The 17,143-nt window shown below is 61.1% G+C and carries 11 protein-coding genes and 1 pseudogene; 8 read left to right on the top strand and 4 right to left on the bottom strand.

The features are described from left to right. Nucleotides 1-2 precede the first annotated feature (2 nt). The 3 genes from RL_RS12615 to RL_RS12605 form a co-directional block, all read right to left on the bottom strand. Nucleotides 3-3,650, bottom strand: a complete 3,648-nt coding sequence (locus RL_RS12615) for a hydantoinase B/oxoprolinase family protein (RefSeq protein ID WP_011652013.1) — start codon at nt 3,648-3,650, stop codon at nt 3-5. A gap of 92 nt (nt 3,651-3,742) precedes the next feature. Further along, a complete protein-coding gene (locus tag RL_RS12610; protein WP_011652012.1) occupies nt 3,743-5,017 on the bottom strand; it encodes an MFS transporter in 1,275 nt (424 codons plus the stop codon). Nucleotides 5,018-5,166: 149 nt separating this feature from the next. Then, nucleotides 5,167-5,925 (bottom strand): putative hydro-lyase, encoded by a 759-nt coding sequence (locus RL_RS12605; RefSeq protein WP_244432377.1) that lies wholly within the window; start codon nt 5,923-5,925, stop codon nt 5,167-5,169. Between the two features lie 158 nt (nt 5,926-6,083). On the opposite strand from RL_RS12605, the gene RL_RS12600 reads away from it, so the two are divergent. The 4 genes from RL_RS12600 (at nt 6,084) to RL_RS12585 (ending at nt 13,356) form a co-directional block, all read left to right on the top strand. Beyond that, entirely contained in the window at nt 6,084-6,986 is a 903-nt protein-coding gene (locus RL_RS12600; protein WP_011652010.1) for a LysR family transcriptional regulator, read from the top strand. A 291-nt stretch (nt 6,987-7,277) separates the two neighbouring features. Next, nucleotides 7,278-8,984: a biosynthetic-type acetolactate synthase large subunit gene (gene ilvB, locus RL_RS12595; protein ID WP_011652009.1), complete on the top strand. Its 1,707-nt coding sequence runs from the start codon at nt 7,278-7,280 to the stop codon at nt 8,982-8,984. Nucleotides 8,985-9,355: 371 nt separating this feature from the next. Beyond that, the gene (locus RL_RS12590; RefSeq protein ID WP_041936325.1) at nt 9,356-12,601 is read left to right on the top strand and encodes an adenylate/guanylate cyclase domain-containing protein; all 3,246 of its coding nucleotides are present in this window, start codon (nt 9,356-9,358) and stop codon (nt 12,599-12,601) included. A gap of 74 nt (nt 12,602-12,675) precedes the next feature. Then, nucleotides 12,676-13,356 (top strand): peroxiredoxin-like family protein, encoded by a 681-nt coding sequence (locus tag RL_RS12585; RefSeq protein WP_011652007.1) that lies wholly within the window; start codon nt 12,676-12,678, stop codon nt 13,354-13,356. 73 nt (nt 13,357-13,429) lie between these two features. On the opposite strand, the gene RL_RS12580 is transcribed toward RL_RS12585, so the two are convergent. Continuing rightward, on the bottom strand, nt 13,430-13,984 hold the full coding sequence (locus RL_RS12580) for a c-type cytochrome (RefSeq protein ID WP_041936324.1): 555 nt from the start codon (nt 13,982-13,984) through the stop codon (nt 13,430-13,432). 287 nt (nt 13,985-14,271) lie between these two features. On the opposite strand from RL_RS12580, the pseudogene RL_RS12575 reads away from it, so the two are divergent. The 4 genes and pseudogenes from RL_RS12575 to RL_RS12560 form a co-directional block, all read left to right on the top strand. Continuing rightward, nucleotides 14,272-14,781: pseudogene (locus RL_RS12575) on the top strand (cytochrome b); the annotation flags it as partial. A 162-nt stretch (nt 14,782-14,943) separates the two neighbouring features. After that, nucleotides 14,944-15,357, top strand: a complete 414-nt coding sequence (locus tag RL_RS12570; protein ID WP_173364440.1) for a hypothetical protein — start codon at nt 14,944-14,946, stop codon at nt 15,355-15,357. Nucleotides 15,358-15,450: 93 nt separating this feature from the next. Then, on the top strand, nt 15,451-15,678 hold the full coding sequence (locus RL_RS12565) for a hypothetical protein (protein ID WP_028744406.1): 228 nt from the start codon (nt 15,451-15,453) through the stop codon (nt 15,676-15,678). Continuing rightward, nucleotides 15,675-17,141, top strand: a complete 1,467-nt coding sequence (locus RL_RS12560; protein ID WP_011652003.1) for a TolC family protein — start codon at nt 15,675-15,677, stop codon at nt 17,139-17,141. The genes RL_RS12565 and RL_RS12560 overlap by 4 nt, the downstream gene beginning before the upstream one ends. The last annotated feature ends 2 nt before the right edge of the window (nt 17,142-17,143 follow it).

Below are 17,143 nucleotides of genomic sequence, written 5' to 3'. Positions count from 1 at the left end.
ACTCATCCGCTGAGTGGAGCCCCATAGCCGCCGCCGGTCGGGGTGACGATGGTGATCGCCTCGCCTTCATCAAGCCGTGTCTGAGCACAGCCTGGCAGCACTTCGATTTTCAGGTTGAGGCGGCGCACGAGGTTTCTGCCGGTTTCGCCCGCTTCTCCGCCGGCGAGGCCGAACGGCCTGACGGTTCGGTGCCCGGAGAGGATCGCGCAATCCATCGAGCGCCGGAAACGGATCGTGCGGCTGGTGCCGTCACCGCCGTTCCACTGCCCTTTGCCCCCTGAGCCTTCGCGTATGTGGAAATCCTCGAGCACAACGGGAAAGCGCAGTTCGAGGATTTCCGGATCGGTCAGGCGCGAATTCGTCATATGGGACTGAACGCCGGCAACGCCTGAAAACCCCTCACCTGCCGGAGCGCCCGAGCACAGAGTTTCGTAATATTGATGTGCCTCATTCCCGAAGGTCAGATTGTTCATCGTCCCTTGCGACGAAGACAGCTTGCCGAGCGCGCCAAAGAGACAATTGGTGACGGCCTGGCTCACCTCGACGTTTCCGGCAACGACCGCCGCCGGGCGGCGAGGTGCAAGCATCGATCCTTCCGGGACGATGATTCTGATCGGCCGCAGGCAGCCGGCATTCATCGGGATATGGTCTTCCACCAGGACACGGAAGACATAAAGAACCGCCGCGCGGGTGATCGGTTCAGGAGCATTGAAATTATCCGGCTGCTGTTGCGATGTGCCGGTAAAGTCGACCGTCGCTTCGCGTTTCGCGCGGTCGATGCTGATGCGCACCTTAATCTCGCATCCCTGATCCATCGGATAGGTGAATTCGGCACCGTCAAGGCGGGCGATCAAGCGGCGGACACTTTCGGCCGCATTGTCCTGCACATGGGCCATATAGGCTTCGACGACGTCGAGGCCGAACTGATCGACCATCTTTCCGAGTTCGTCGGCGCCCTTCCGGTTGGCGGCGATCTGCGCCTTGATATCCCCGATGTTCTGGCCGAGATTGCGCACCGGGTGGAGCGCTCCCGTCAGCAGTTCGGCAAGTTCAGCCTCCCGAAAACGGCCTCGGTCCAGGAGCTTGAAATTGTCGATATAGACGCCCTCTTCATCGATGGTTCGGGCGTTCGGCGTCATCGATCCCGGCGCGATGCCGCCAATGTCGGCATGATGGCCGCGGGATGCCACCCAAAACAATATTTCATTGCCCTCGGCGTCGAAAATCGGGGTGCAGACCGTGATGTCGGGCAAATGTGTGCCGCCGTTATAAGGTGCGTTGACGGCGAAGACATCGCCCGCATGGATCACCGGATTGCCGGTGATGACCGCCTCCACCGAGCGATCCATCGACCCGAGATGCACCGGGACATGCGGGGCATTGGCGACGAGCGCGCCATGACGATCGAAGATCGCGCAGGAGAAGTCGAGCCGCTCCTTGATGTTGACGGACGATGCCGTGTTTTGAAGCGTGAAGCCCATCTGCTCGGCGATGGACATGAAGAGGTTGTTGAATATTTCGAGCATGACCGGATCAGCCGCCGTGCCGAGCGCTAGCGACCGCAATCTGGCGGTTTTGCGTTCCAGAACGATGTGATCCTTGGCTGTCAGCGTGCCTGTCCAACCGTCTTCGATCACGATGGTCTGGTTGGGCTCGATCAGCAGGGCCGGACCTTCGACGACATTTCCGGAGGAAAGTTGCTCGCGGCGATAGACCGGCGCCTCGTGCCACTGCCCCTCGGAAAAGAAGCGCGTGCGGGCGGCGGGATCGAGACGGACATTCTTGGTGACTGCGTTTGCCGCCGGTTCCACGCTCCGGCCTCCCCCAACCGCCTCGACGGCGAGCGTCTCGACGATCAGCGGTTTGTCATGGTCGACAAAGCCGAAGCGGGATTTATGCGCGGCTTCGAAGCTCTGTTTCAGCGCATCGACGTCAAAATGGCTTGCAGCAATTTCGGCTTCCGTCGCGGTGATCCGGGCAGCGGTGGTTTCCAGTGCGGTGTCGGCACCGGCATAGCGGATATGCAGTCGCAGATGAACAGCGATCTCGGAAGCATCGACGCCCTGTTCGCGGACCTCGCGAAACGCCTCTTCTGACAATGGCTGCGCTGCCGTGACGATTGCCGGGATGCTCCCGGCATGAAGAGGCAGATCGAGCGAGGCCTGGCGCATGGCATGGATGTCAGCAAGCCCCATGCCATAAGCGGACAGCAGGCCAGAGAATGGATGGACGAGGACTTTCGTCATCCCGAGCGCATCCGCCACCAGGCACGCATGCTGGCCACTCGCCCCGCCGAAGGCGTTCAAGGCATAGGTGCTGACATCGTATCCCCGTGCGATCGAGATCTTCTTCACGGCTTCCGCCATATTGGCGACGGCAATCTTCAGGAAGCCGTCGGCCACCTCCTCGCCGCTGCGCCCATCGCCGATCTCCTCGGCGAGTGCGTCGAAGGCGGTCTTGACCGCAGCGTAGTCGAGAGGCTGATCCTGGCTTTCTCCGAAGATCGCCGGAAACATGTCGGGTATCAGCTTGCCGACCATGATATTGGCATCGGTGACGGCAAGTGGCCCATCCCTGCGGTAACCCTTTGGGCCTGGATAGGCGCCGGCAGATTCCGGGCCAACGCGGAAACGCGCACCGTCATAGCGCAGGAGCGATCCGCCGCCGGCTGCGACCGTGTGGATCTGCATCATCGGTGCGCGCATGCGCACGCCGGCGACCTGGGTTTCGAACGTTCGCTCATATTCTCCGTCGAAATGGGCAACATCCGTGGAGGTGCCGCCCATGTCGAAGCCGATCACTTTTGCAAAACCGGCTTCCGCGCCGGTCTGCGCAAGGGCGACCACACCGCCCGCAGGTCCGGATAAAATGGCGTCCTTGCCCTGGAACAGGCTGGCCGCAGTCAATCCGCCCGACGAGGTCATGAAGGTCAACCGGGCTCCGGTCCGCTCGAGATCGAGTTCTTCCGTCACCTGCGCCACGTAGCGGCGCAGGATCGGCGAAAGATAGGCATCGACGACCGTCGTGTCGCCGCGACCGACGAACTTCACCAGCAGCGAAACTTCGTGGCTCACGGAAACCTGCGGAAAGCCCATCTGGCGGGCGATGGCAGCGATCGCCTGCTCATGGCTTGGATAGCGGTAAGCATGCATCAGCACGATGGCAATGGATTTGAAGCCACGTGCGGCGATCTCTTCAAGGGCTTTGCGGACTTCCGCTTCGTTCAATTTCTTCTCGACTTCGCCATCGGCCAGAACGCGCTCGTCGATCTCGGCGACGAAGCCATAGAGCAGTTCCGGTTTGACGACCTGCTTGGCGAAAATATCGGGCCGCGCCTGGTAGCCGATCTCCAATGCATCGCGGAAGCCGCGCGTGGTGATGAGGGCAGTCGGCTCGCCGTTGCGCTCCAGGAGGGCATTGGTCGCAACCGTGGTTCCCATGCGCACCTCGCCGATGGCGCCGGCCGGTATCGATTCATTCGCATTGAGACGCATCAACGCCCTTATGCCGGCAACGGCCGCATCCCGATAGGCGCTGGGATTTTCGGACAGCATTTTGCGGGCATGCAGGCTGCCTTCGGGATCGCGTCCGATGACATCGGTGAACGTGCCGCCGCGATCGATCCAGAAATCCCAATGTGATTCACTCATGACTTGTCCATCCGCGCAGAAAAGCACGGTCCTTGTTTCATCGATTTGGAAGAGAGGCGGATTGCAGCGCGTTGCCGCAATCCGGAGGGGTGTCAGTCGGCCGCCAGTTCCTTGCCCTTGGTCTCGGGCAGGATGAAAGCGGCGACGATGACCAGCAGGTAGGCGATGACGGCGAATATGGCGATTGCCTTGCCAAGCGGCATGGCGGCCGTCGCGATGCCCACCAGCGTCGGGTTGAGGGCGGCGACGCCACGGCCGAAATTATAGGTGAAGCCCTGCCCTGCCGCACGCGTCCGGGTCGGGAAATTCTCGGTCAGAAAGGCGCCCATTCCCGCGAAGATGCCGGAAGCGAAGAAGCCCAACGGAAAGCCGAGAAACAGCATCAGCGTGTTGTTGATCGGCAAGTAGGTATAGATCACGACAGTGACCATCGCGCCGATCGCAAACAGCATGAACTTCTTGCGGCGGCCGATGATGTCGGACAAATAGGCGCCAGTGACGTAGCCGAAGAACGAGCCGATGATGATGACGGCGAGGTAGCCGCCGCTGCCGATGACGCTCAAGTGCCTTTCCGTCTTGAGGAAGCTCGGCAGCCAGGTGGCGATTGCATAATAACCGCCTTGCGCACCTGTGGTCATCAACGACAGCAGCATGGTCCGGCCGAGCATCGAGGGTGCGAAGATTTCGGTGATGCGCACGACCTCGCCGGAGGCTTTCAGCTTCTTCTGCGAGGCGGTGTAGACCTCGGGCTCCTGAATGAACCGCCGCACGATGATGGCGAGAATGGCCGGTGCCAGCCCAGCCCAGAAGAGCCCGCGCCAGGCCTCTTCCTGAGGCATCAGGCTGAACAGGATGGTGGACAGCAAAACGGCCGCACCCCAACCGACAGACCAGGCACTCTGCACCATGCCGACCGCTTTCCCACGGTGCTTGGCTGCGATCACCTCGGCCATCAGCACCGCGCCGGCCGACCATTCGCCACCAAAACCAAGCCCCATCAGCGCACGGCATACGAGAAGCTGTTCGAAATTTTGGGCAAAGCCGCTGAGGAAGGTGAATACGGCGAACCAGATCACCGTGATCTGCAAAGTGCGCACCCGCCCGAAGCGGTCGGCGAGAATGCCGGCAAACCAGCCGCCGAGTGCGGAGGCAAGAAGCGTCACCGTGGCGATGATCCCGACATCGGTGTTGGAAATTGCAAGCGTGGCAATGATCGCCGGTATTGCGAGGCTGTAGATCTGGACATCGAACGCATCCAGCGCGTATCCGGAAAAGCACGCCCAGAATGTGCGTTTCCCCGGCTGCGTCAGTTCACCATACCAGCTTCGCGGCTCGGCACGCGTTGAGACGGCGTAGTTGTCTGTCATGTCATTCCCCTTTTCGTTGTTGAGTTTGCCATGACCCCGCGATTTTCCCAGTTCTTATTGGCGGGGCGTGATTGTCCAATCCTGTTCTAAATTAGATAGTTGGAGCATGGTGTTATCCGAAAACTGCCCATACTTTTCGGCATAACGCCCTAGAAAGCGATGAGGGCCGCGTTCGGCTTGTCCGTGACCAGCATGCAGCCGGGCGCATGCGTGATTGCAAATTTCGGGCGGGCGGCCTGGATGACGGCTTGCGGCGTCACCCCACATGCCCAGAAAACCGGCATTTCGTCAGGCATAATGCGGGTCGGATCGCCGTAGTCCGGTTGGTCGAGGTTCTCGATGCCGATGGACGCGGGCAAGCCGATGTGAATGGGTGCGCCATGCACTGCGGGCATTCTCGATGTGATCTGGACCGCCCGGATGGCGTCGGCTGGAGCGAGCGGCCGCATGGAGACGACCATCGGGCCGGAGAACGGACCCGCCGGGACACATTCGATATTCGTCCGGTACATGGCGACATTGTGCCCTTCGGCGACGTGGCGAAGCCCTATGCCATTTGCGATCAGCGCTTCTTCGAACGAGAACGAACAGCCGATGGCGAAGACCACGAGGTCGTCGCTCCAGAGATCGCTGATGTCGGTTGGCTCGGCGGCCAGTTCGCCATCTTCCCAGACGCGGTATCTCGGCACATCCGTCCGAATGTCGAGATCGACGCCCAGGTCCGGAATGCGCGGCGAGCCTTTTTCGGATATGCCGACAAGCGGACATGCCTTGGGGTTGCGCACGCAAAAGCGCAGGAAATCATCCGCCAGCGCGCTCGGCAGGATGGCGAGATTGGCTTGGACGTAGCCGAGGGCGGCGCCGCTTGTTTCCCTCGTCCAGCTGCCATTCCTGGAGGCGGCCCGCATGGCGAGTGGATTGGAGAAAGCCTGCTCCTGACGGTTCGATACTATGTTCATGGAGACACCTCGTTTTCTTCGGATACCAGCATCGGCAAAAACGCGATAATTTCAAATTGTCATTTTTCATGAATATCGATAAATTCTATTTATCGGAGGAATTGTGCATGGTGGATTTCAAGGCGTTGGAAACGGTGTTGTGGATTGCGCAGCTTGAGAGCTTCCGAGCCGCTGCCGAAAAGCTGAACACGACCCAGCCGGCCATTTCCGTTCGGGTGGCGCAGTTGGAGGAGGAACTCGGGACCCAGCTATTCGATCGGTCTAGCCGGACATTGTCGGTCACGCCAGCCGGACGACAGGTGCTGACCTATGCCGACCGGCTGCTTCGGCTCCGGGCCGAAATGCTCCACGCGGTCGCCGACCGAACCCATCTCAGCGGTACATTCAAGCTGGGTGTGGCAGAGACGATCGTCCACACGTGGCTTCCGAGCTTCCTCGAACAGGTGAGCAACACCTACCCCAAGCTTGCGCTGGAGATCGAGGTCGATATTTCGACCAATCTGCGCGAGCGGTTGCTCCAGCAGAAAATCGATCTGGCGTTTCTGGTCGGACCATTGAGCGCTCCTGCCGTCATTCAACGCCAACTGTGCCGGTTTCCGGTGAGTTTTGTCGCCAGCCCGAAGGTCAAGGCGGATCTCAAGGACGGTTCGCTGGAGGAAATCGCGCGTTGGCCGATCCTCACCTTCGCGCGCAACACCCAGCCCTATGTGCAGGTAACCGAACTGTTTTCCGATCCCGCCCTGCCGACGCCCAGAATCTACGCGAGTTCGTCGCTCGCCACGCTGATCCGCATGGCATTGGACAGTTTAGGCATTGCTGTTATTCCGCCCGCCATCGTCGCGCTCGAGCTCGCGGCCGGAAGACTGGTGGCCCTCGATATCTCCCCCAAACTGCCTGATCTTCAATTCGTTGCCGGCTGGCTCGGAACGCCTGACCGGCGCACACTGGAGGAAGTGGTCGAAATCGCTTCGCGGGCGATAGAACGAGCAGAGTTTGCCTTTGGTCGATAGCTTGCGAGCGGTTCGCCCCCTGCCCTTGCGTCGTCACTGACCGAACCACTGATGTCAAATATTCTCAACCACAGATAAAATCTGCGCAGAGACGTCGTTGACGACGTGTAAATTCGGAGGTAGCTCTATCGCCCATGAAAATCGCAATGGTTCTCGTAGTGGTGATATCGCGCATGGGCAGGACGGTCTGATCGTCCGGCAATAGCCACCCATGCGCCGAAAACAGGTCCCTGACGGGGCCTTTTTTTATGCCCCGTCGCACCATCACCTCACTCACGACGGAACCCAGATATGACCGGCGAGAAAGCCAACTTTTCCCTCAACAACCCCTCTGATCGTCGCATGAACGGCGGCGAGATCGTTCTGCAGGCACTGCGCGACAACGGTGTCGAACACATTTTCGGTTACCCCGGCGCAGCGGTGCTGCCGATCTATGACGAAATCTTCCAACAGGAGGACATCAAACATTTCCTGGTGCGCCATGAGCAAGGCGCCGGACATGCAGCCGAAGGCTATGCCCGCTCGACCGGAAGAGTTGGCGTCATGCTGGTGACATCAGGACCAGGCGTTACAAATGCGGTTACGGCGCTGCAGGATGCCTTTATGGACTCCGTTCCGCTCGTCTGCCTCGCCGGCCAGGTTCCGACAAGCCTGATCGGTACGGACGCTTTTCAGGAATGCGATACGGTCGGCATCACCCGCCCCTGCACAAAGCACAATTTCCTCGTCAAACACGTCGACGATCTGGCTAAAACGATCCATCTGGCTTTCCGGGTCGCGGCGGCCGGTCGACCCGGTCCTGCTCTCGTCGACATGCCGAAGGACGTGCTCTTCGCCAGCGGGACCTACGTCTCACCTGAGAAGGTAGCTCCGCTGCCGAGCTACCAGCCGGCAATGCAAGGCGATCAGAACGCGATCCGAGCGGCGGTCGCATTGATGGCCGAAGCCCGGCGCCCCATCATCTATACCGGCGGCGGCATCATCAACGCCGGACCGGAGGCATCGAGATTGTTGCGCGAGTTCGTCGACCTCACCGGCTTTCCAGTGACGTCCACCATTATGGGGCTTGGAGCCTATCCCGCCACCGGGCCAAACTGGCTGCGGGTCGCCGGACAGGACGGCTCGCATGAAGCCAATATGGCAATTGGCGAGTGCGATCTGATGGTCGCCATCGGCGCGCGGTTTGACGATCTTGCGATCTCGCGCGTCCATGAGTTTTCGCCTCACTCGAAGAAAATCCAGATCGATATCGATGCCTCGTCGATCAACAAACGCGTTCCCGTCGATATCGGCATTCAAGGCGACGCCGCGCATGTGCTGGCGGATATGATCCATGCCTGGCGGTCGCTTTCCACCGTCCTCGACCAGAAGCGGTTGCGAGCGTGGTGGACACAGATCGATCACTGGCGAACCCACCATTCGTTTTCCTACCGGCGGCTGGACCATGCAATCATGCCGCAACATGCCCTGGAGCGCCTGCATGCGCTGACAAAGCCGCACGACCCGATCATCGCCACCGAGATCGGTCAGCAGATGTGGGTGGCGCAGTTCTTCGGTTTCGACAGGCCCAATCGCTGGATTACCTCGGGGGGATTGGGGACCATGGGTTTCGGTCTTCCTGCTGCGCTGGGGGCGCAGCTCGCACATCCCGGCCGCCTTGTCATCGACATTGCCGGCGACGCGTCGGTGCAAACGACGATGAAAGAGCTGTCGACGGCGATACAGCATCAAGCGCCGATCAAGATCTTCGTCTTGAGCGATGAACGCCCGGGCATGGCGCGAGAATGGCGGCAAGTGCCGGATGACAGTGGTCGATCACGCTCTTATTCGGCTTCGCTGCCCGATTTCGCGAAGCTTGCCGAAGCCTATGGCGCTGTCGGCCTTCGCTGCGAGAGCCCGAGCGAACTCGATGCCAGGATCGAGGAGATGATTGACGCGGACCGGCCGGTGCTCCTCCACTGCCGGGTTGCGAGGCTTGCCGACACCAATCGGCAGTAACGGCTGATGATCGAACACGCCAAAAGCAAGCCGCGATCCTGCGAACCAGAGTCATCGTCGATGCTAGCCGAGGACCTCATGATCGAGACTGGCGTCTCGATCATGTCTTTGTACCGTTCGATGGGATCGATTTTTTCCAGCCCGCAGAGAAGCCGAATTGCTGGCCGAGGAATCCGAGGTATCCGTTCTCCCTGTGTCACGAGGCAGCCTCGCTGTCTCGGGGATGATCTGATCAGGATCATCATCGTCGGTCCGCCGCTTGTTTAGTGCTTGCGGGCCTGCGGCAGCAGGTTCATGCTTGTCCCCTGTCTGAGGCGCCTGCTGGTTGCGGCTGAAATAGTCGTACATCGGGGTTTCGTGAGATGCGTCCGATGGAGTGCAGCGGCTGCGGGTTCGATATTCAGAGCGGTTTTGCTTTCTGTCCGCGATGCGGCGCAAGGCAACCTGTCACCTGCGCCGCCTGCGGTAATCCTTGTCAGCCCGATTTTGCCTTCTGCCCCGCATGTGGTGCTTCTATTCCCAGCAAAGTCCAAGCCGCATCGAAGCCTAAGATCGAGGCGGTGCCGTCTAAATCGGAGGGCGATGCCGACCGGCGGCCGGTGACCGTGCTCTTTGCCGATCTCTGCGGCTTCACGACCCTGAGCGAGCAGATCGACCCCGAAGTCATGCGGGTGCTGCAGAACGAATTGTTCGAAGAGATGACCCAGGCAGTCGAGGCCTATGGCGGCTTCGTCGACAAGTTCGTCGGTGATGCGCTGCTGGCGCTGTTTGGCGCGCCTGTCGCTCATGAGGACGATCCGGTCCGGGCGCTCGGTGCCGCACTCGATATGATCGGTCGGGCGACGCAGGTCGGCGAGCGCTGGCACGCCCGCGCCGGCGTGCCGCTGCGTCTGCATATCGGCATCAATAGCGGCCCTGTCGTCACCGGCGGCTTCGGCGCGGTCAGTACAAAATCCTATTCGGTGACCGGCGACACGGTGAACACCGCCCAACGCCTGCAATCCATGGCCGGCGAAAACGATATCCTTGTCGGGCCGCTGACCTATCGCCTCACCCGCCATGCCTTTGCCTTCGAGAGTCTCGGCGCGCAGGCGTTGCGCGGCAAAAGCGGAAACGTCCTTGTCCATCGGCTGACAGGGCTGTCGGAAGCGCCGCATACGGCGCGCGGGCTCGAGAGTTTCGGCCTTCAGGCGCCGATGATCGGACGGGATACGGAAATGTCGCGGTTGCTGACATGCCTCGATCTTGCCTGCGGTGGTGCGGCGCAGCTCGTCCGCCTGATCGGCGAAGCGGGCATCGGCAAGTCGCGGCTGGTCAACGAATTCGTCGCGATAGCCAGCAATGCCGCCCGTTTCCAGGGCCTCGCCATCCGCAAGGCGACCTGCTCTCCCCTCGGCGAACAATCCTATGGCACGCTTGGCGCGGTCGTCCGCAGCGCCTACGGCATCGGCGAGCGGGATGATCTCGACAGGGCGCGGCAATTGCTGGCAACGGGGTTCCGCGCGCTCGATCTAACACAGGAAGACGTCGAGGGACTTCTGCCGCTCTTTCTGCATGTCCTCGGCCTCGGCGATCCCGATGGCGCGTTGCGGTACATCGAGCCGGAGCAGCTGCGGCGGCAGATCTTCTATGCCGTCCGCACCGTCTTCGAGCGGCGGCTGGCGCAAGGTCCCCTGCTGCTTGTCATTGAGGATCTGCATTGGGCGGACGCCGCCTCGCTGGAAGTGCTTCGCTTCATGATGGACCGGCTGGAGCGCAGCCGGTTGATGCTGCTGGCGGTCTACCGGCCGACATCGCAGACCGACCCACTGGACTCCAATCGTGTCAGCGTCACCGTGCAGCGTCTTGCCCCACTCTTTGCGGCCGACGGGCAGAAGCTGCTTGCTGCGTTTTTTGGCGAGAGCTATGCCAAGTTGCCGGTAACGATGCGCAAACGCATCCTCGATCGCGCCGGCGGCAATCCGCTTTTCATCGAAGAAACCCTTCGGGCGCTGATCGACATGGGCACGTTGCACAATGACGGCCAGCGCTGGCATGTTGCAGCGGAAGACACGGATGTCGATATACCACTGAACCTGCAAGCCCTGTTGCTTGCCCGCGTCGATCGTCTGCCACAGGACATCAGACGGCTGGCGCAAGAGGCGGCGGTGGTCGGCCCGAAGTTCGATACCGCCCTGCTCCGCACCATCGCCACAGACCCGGCCGCCATCGATGCCGCATTGGACCATCTCTGCGATGCCAATATCATCGAGGAATTGCGCGGGCCGGATGCCGGCGGGTCACCGGGCTATCGCTTCAGCCAGACGCTGATGCATGATGTCATCTATCACAATCTCCTGCTGCAACGGCGCATGGAGCTTCATCGACGGGTCGGCCAGGTTCTGGAACGTCAATATGGCGCAGCGCCCGACCGGCCGGAACACCTGGCACAGCTCGGCCATCATTTCAGCCTGACCACCGAAAAGGCCAAGGGCGCCACCTATCTGATGGCGGCGGGCGATCTGGCGCGCAAGGCCTACGCCAATGACGATGCAATGCGCCTCTACCGTCAGGCCCTTGCGGCCTTCGCAACCGAGGCGGAGGTGACACCGGAGCAACAGGCGCTCTTGGAGCGTCTTGCCGATCTCTGCGGTCCCGCCGGCCTGCGCGACGCCGCCTTGAACCATTATCAGCGAGCGCTGGCGATCCACCGCACCAAAGACGATCCTATCGCCGCGGCGAGGATATTGCGCAAGATCGGCCGTTTGCATCTCGATGCAGGACGCCGCGATCAAGCGGAGACACATTTGGCCGAAGCCGAAGCGATGATCGCAACGATCGATGCGCCGGTCGAACGTGCACATGTCCTGCAGGAGCGTGGGCATCTGGCCTTCCGCATGGGGGATCAGGCCGCTGCCGCAGAGTGGGCGACGCAGGCGCTGCAATGCCTGCAAACACTGCCGATCGACGGGACGACCGAGGCCGGACGGGAGACAGCGCGAGCGATGGCGGAGGCGTTGAATACGAAGGGTGCGGCCTTTGCGCGGCTCGGACGTCGCCGCGAGGCCGTACAGGAAGTGGAGCGCAGCCTCTCGGTTGCCGAAAAGGCCGATCTGCAAAGTGCTGCCTGTCGCGCCTATTCCAATCTCGGCGTTCTCTACACGATCGTCGATCCTGCCAACGCCATCAGAATCTGCCGGCGCGGTCTGGAGGTTGCGACCCGTATCGGCGATCTCGGCTTCCAGGCGCGCCTTCTCGCCAACCTCGCAGTTGCCTGCTGCACCTTCACCGATCGCTGCGCCGCCGAGGGTGTACCAGCGGCGGAGAAGGCCGTCGAAATCGACCGGGCGCTCGATCAGCGCGACCATCTCTCCGTGCCGCTGATCGTGCTGGGCCAGATTCATCAGTGCCGCGGGCAGCCAAAGCTAGCTCGTAAGTATTACGAGGAAGCCCTTGAGGTTGCGAAGGAAATTGATGAACCGCAACTACTCTTTCCGTGCTATGATGGCTTGGCGACACTCAGCCTTGAGCATGACGACATGGACGAGGCGGAACGGTATTTCACGCTGGCACAGGATGTGTGCATCCGCCACAATCTCGATCCCGGCACGCTCGTCGTCCTGCCGTTTCTCGACTGACTTGTCCTCGTTGCAGTGATCGCCGGAGATCGATTAGGCAAATCGATTCAAGTAGATAAAGGGAGGAACGAAACATGCAGGAGAACCACGCCGCAAGACCGTTGCAGCCGGGAGATCGCGCGCCGAACGTGGTGCTGGATGCGATCACCCGCCAGGGCAAGGTCGCCATCGACGATTTTCGCGGCCAGAAGCCAGTGCTCATTGGGTTGTTCCGCGGATTGCATTGCCCCTTCTGTCGCCGGCAGATCGCCGCGATGGCCGAACTCACCGGCGCATTGCAGGAGAAAGGCATCGACAGCCTGACCGTCGTCAACACGCCGATCGAGCGCGCCCGCCTCTATTTCCGCTACCATCCGCTTCCCAATCTGCTGGCGGCCTCGGACCCGGAACGGGCATCGCACAGGGCCTTTGGCCTGCCGAATCTTCAATTCACCGAAGATGAGAATGAGTGGCCGCGCAAAGTCAGCATGAACACTGTGATGTCGATGCGCATCGACATGCCGGGCGAGCTTCCAGCGCCTATGGACCCGATGGCGGCGTCGGAATTCCTCGACAAGGCGGACGGCTATGAAATCACCGAGGATGACAAGCAGATGATCGCCACCGGCCACGGCCAACTCGTCGGCGAATTCCTGCTCGATCGGGATGGCGTCGTGCGCTGGTGTTTCACGGAAGTCGAGGAGGATGGCCGCCATATGTTCGGCGGTCCCGCCCCTCGGGAAGTGATGTCGGCAGCGTCGAACATGGCTGTTTGAAACGAATGAGGCCGTGCTTGAAAGGTCGGACGCTTCAACAAAGCGAGCAATTCCCGGTCCCGCGTGATCGCCCTTATTCCATCCTGAACTTGGCGTGGCAGGTCGTACACGTCTGAAGCATGAGGTGGAACGCGTGTTCTGCCGGCATTGCCAGCAGCTGCTGCTCGTTGCGGACGTGGGTGCCGAGCGGTCCGCCGCCCATGGCCTCTCCGGGCTTAATGCGCATGCTGGCGGACATCGGTCCTGGGTTGTTCTGCGCGGCGGCGTCCAGCGCGACGGCGTAGTCGCGCAGGTCGTTGGCGATGCGGTCGAACCGGTCGCGCTCCTTAAGGATGTTCGGCCCGGCCTTCGACTGCCGACTGTCGGCCTCGGACGCGAAATGTGCGGAGAGAACGCCCCCGGACCTGTCGCGGATGGTGTCGGCCGCCCATTTGAACTCGTTAGCCTTGTAGGTCGTCGGATCCTTGAACATGCCGGAAATCGTCTTCGTCGCTGCGGCCATGGCTTTCATGTCCGCCTGCCGAATGGCGACGACGTCCCCCGCGGCCGAAGACATGGCCGCCGTCATCAGGACCGCCGCCACGAAGGCCAGCAGTCCGAATTTGTTCGCATCAGCTGTTAATCTCATCGACGCCGCCGCCCGGATTGGTGACCACGATGCTGCAACGAATATCCGATGCCGTGAGCGGATATCCGTCTTTATTTGGGCAGCAAGAGGGCGGATGCGCCCCCAATCAGGCGGCCATCTCCTCACAGTTCTCGGCGCGCAACGGCGCGACGCGTCGACGCAGCTCAGCACATCGCCCAACCGCTCTCAGTCCGGTTGATCTGTAGCATTCAGATCTTTTGGCAACCCGGAATGAGAAAGCATTAACTGTCGCCAGTTAGTCTGCACCTTTCGCTCGGAGAGGATCGATGAGGAGTGGCTACTCGCTGGCCCAGATAGGACTTCACTGGCTCGTCGCCTTCATGGTGCCGGTCCAGTATCTGACCGGCGGCAGCATCGAGAGAATCCACCACGCTGTCCACATGGGTATCACGCCATCCTATTGGGATGTCGTCCAGCACCAGCTTCATAACTATGCGGGAATGGCGATCGGCCTGCTGATGGGTCTGCGGCTGGTTCTTCGTCTCCTTCAGCCACCCGAAACCAGCGGGCCTGGTTCATGGCCCGGCTCATGGGCCGAGCGGGCGGCGAAGGCTCTTCACTATGGCTTCTACGCCGCAATCATCGGACAGGCCTGCATGGGCTTCGTCGCGAGCTACCTCTGGTTCGCCATAGCGCCATATCACGTGGTCGGCTCGCAAATTATCCTGGCGATGGTCGCGCTGCACCTCGCCGCGGCGGCTTGGCACACGCTGGTCGCCCGTGACGAGACGGTCGACCGGATGGTGTTCTCGCGCCGGAAACGATCAGCCGAGAATTTCTGGAGTTGCCAGCGTCAGCACGACATTGAGGCCGGTCTTGGCGACGAAGACCAGGATCGTGAACGGGATGAGCGGCTCCGTGCCACATAAAGGACTCGAACATCGACGACAGATGAGTCGCAATTGAAATCGAGCTGCTTTGCATGTAGTTCGAGGAGCATGGGCAAGATGTACCGAATCGCAATGAGCAGGCTGCTCGTGATGATGCGGCTGGTGATCATCGTATCACTGGCGGGGTACTCGCTGTCGAACGCTAGCGCCGCCATGCATGGCTCCTCGTTCCCCGAAATGGCAGCGGTCGTGTCCGAGTCCTATGCAATGCAGCATCACGATGGCCATGACATGACGAAGATGGCCGTCCATGACCACTCCCAGGGCGACGTCAGCGATGACGCAGATGGCGTATCGAAGACTGTCAAGCAAGAATGCTGCAAGGATTTCTGTGGCGGGCTCGGCATCATTTGTGAAGGCCAGGATGTCGGCGGACCCGTCGTAACCTCGATCCGGCAGTTCATCGACGACCGAACAACCCTTGGCGAGCTGCCGCCCCTCCACCGTCCCCCGAATATCTGAATAGAGACGTACCCGTTTGATCGGGTCTAGTCGGACGCTTGCCTGCTTCGGGGCGAGCGCGCCGTAGGCTATCTCCTATTCGGAAATCTCATAATGAAACCCTCGCTTTTCGTGGTGGGGCTGCCGCTTATCGTCGGCGGCTGCGCATCCACACTTCCTCCCGACGTGGTGGCGTCTCCCACCGCGGTCGACAAGCCGTCCGCACCTCCGGCGGCATACAGGTCGCCGATCGCAGGCTACGTCGCCCGGCAGCCGGTCGATCCCAAGCCCTGGCGCAGACAGAACGATCTGCAGTCTCCCATGAATGGAGACGGCTCATGATCGGCACCAGAAAACTGATCGTGGCGCTGGCATTCCCGCTCGCCTTGAGCGGCTGCGTCACAGGCGCCGAGTATTCCCGCAAGGAGGCCGGCTTCACCTCCGTTGCCAACAAGACCGCCATTGTCACGGCGAAAGAGACCGTCTGGATCCAGAATCGGAACCAGGCCCGATCGGCCGCCGTACAGGTCACAAGCCTGCTTGCTCAGACGAAGCCTCTCGACGTCGAGACGGCCGTCCAGATCGCGCTGCTCAACAACAAAGGCCTCCAGGCCGCCTATGCCGATCTTGGCGACAGCGCCGCCGACGCCTGGCAGTCAACAATGTTCCTGAACCCGACTGTAGCCGTTGGCTTGACAGGCATCGGGACGCCCGGGTTAGAGGCCTTCAAGACAGTCGAAGGGGCCGTCGTCACCAACATCCTGGCCCTTGCCACGAAGAAGCGTGACATCGAAATCGCTGACACGCGGTTCCGGCAAGCGCAGTTGAACGCTGCTGTGCGTACGCTTCAGCTTGCCGCCGACACCCGTCGCGCCTGGATCAACGCCGTTGCTGCCTGGGAGAACGTGGGCCAGTTACAACGCGCCCAGGCGACTGCCGATGCCGCCTCCGAGCTAGCACAGAAGCTGGGCGAGACCGGAGCGATGACCAAAGGCGCTCAAGCTCGCGAGCATGTTTTTGTAGCCGAGCTTGCGGGCGAAACCGCAAAGGCACGTCTGGCGGCCCGGCTGACAAAGGAAGAGCTTACGCGCCTTATGGGGCTTTGGGGCTCAGACCTCGACTATCAAGTCCCGAACAGCCTGCCGTCCCTGCCAAGGGCTGTCGTCAAGCGCGATACCATCGAGGCGGAGGCACTTCGCAACCGTATCGATCTGCAAGTTGCCAAACTTGAGTTGGAGGCAACCGCTCGCTCCTATGGACTGACAGAGGCAACTCGGTATGTGACCGATCTGGAAATCCTGACGGGGCTTGAAACGGAACGCGAAATCGAGGACGGCGACAAGAAGGTCGACACGACGGGATTTGCCGAGCTGGAATTCGCGATCCCAATCTTCGACACCGGCAAGGCCCGGATGCGCAAGGCCGAGCTTGGCTACATGCGTGCCGCCAATGAGTTGGCGGAGAAGGCCGTCAATGTCCGGTCGGAGGCGAGATCGGCATACGAAGCCTACCGCTCGAACTACGATATCGCGCGACACTACCGCAACAGCGTCGTGCCGCTGCGAACGAAGGTCGAGGAAGAATCCCTGCTGACCTACAACGGCATGATCTCGAACACTTTCGAGTTGCTCACCGACACCCGCGACAAGATCAACTCCATCCTGCTTTCCGTCAACGCGAAGCGAGATTTCTGGCTGGCCGAAGCCGATCTGGCGCCTGCGATCTACGGCGGCGGCGCGACGAAGGCGTCGGCAGAGACCGAGGTCGCCGCTGCTTCCGAAAGCAGCGCTGGCGGCGGCCATTGAGA

Source organism: Rhizobium johnstonii 3841, from assembly GCF_000009265.1.
GTDB classification, from domain to species: Bacteria; Pseudomonadota; Alphaproteobacteria; order Rhizobiales; family Rhizobiaceae; genus Rhizobium; species Rhizobium acaciae.
Note: the sequence above shows the minus strand (reverse complement) of the source record. Positions and strands in the feature narration are given on the sequence as shown.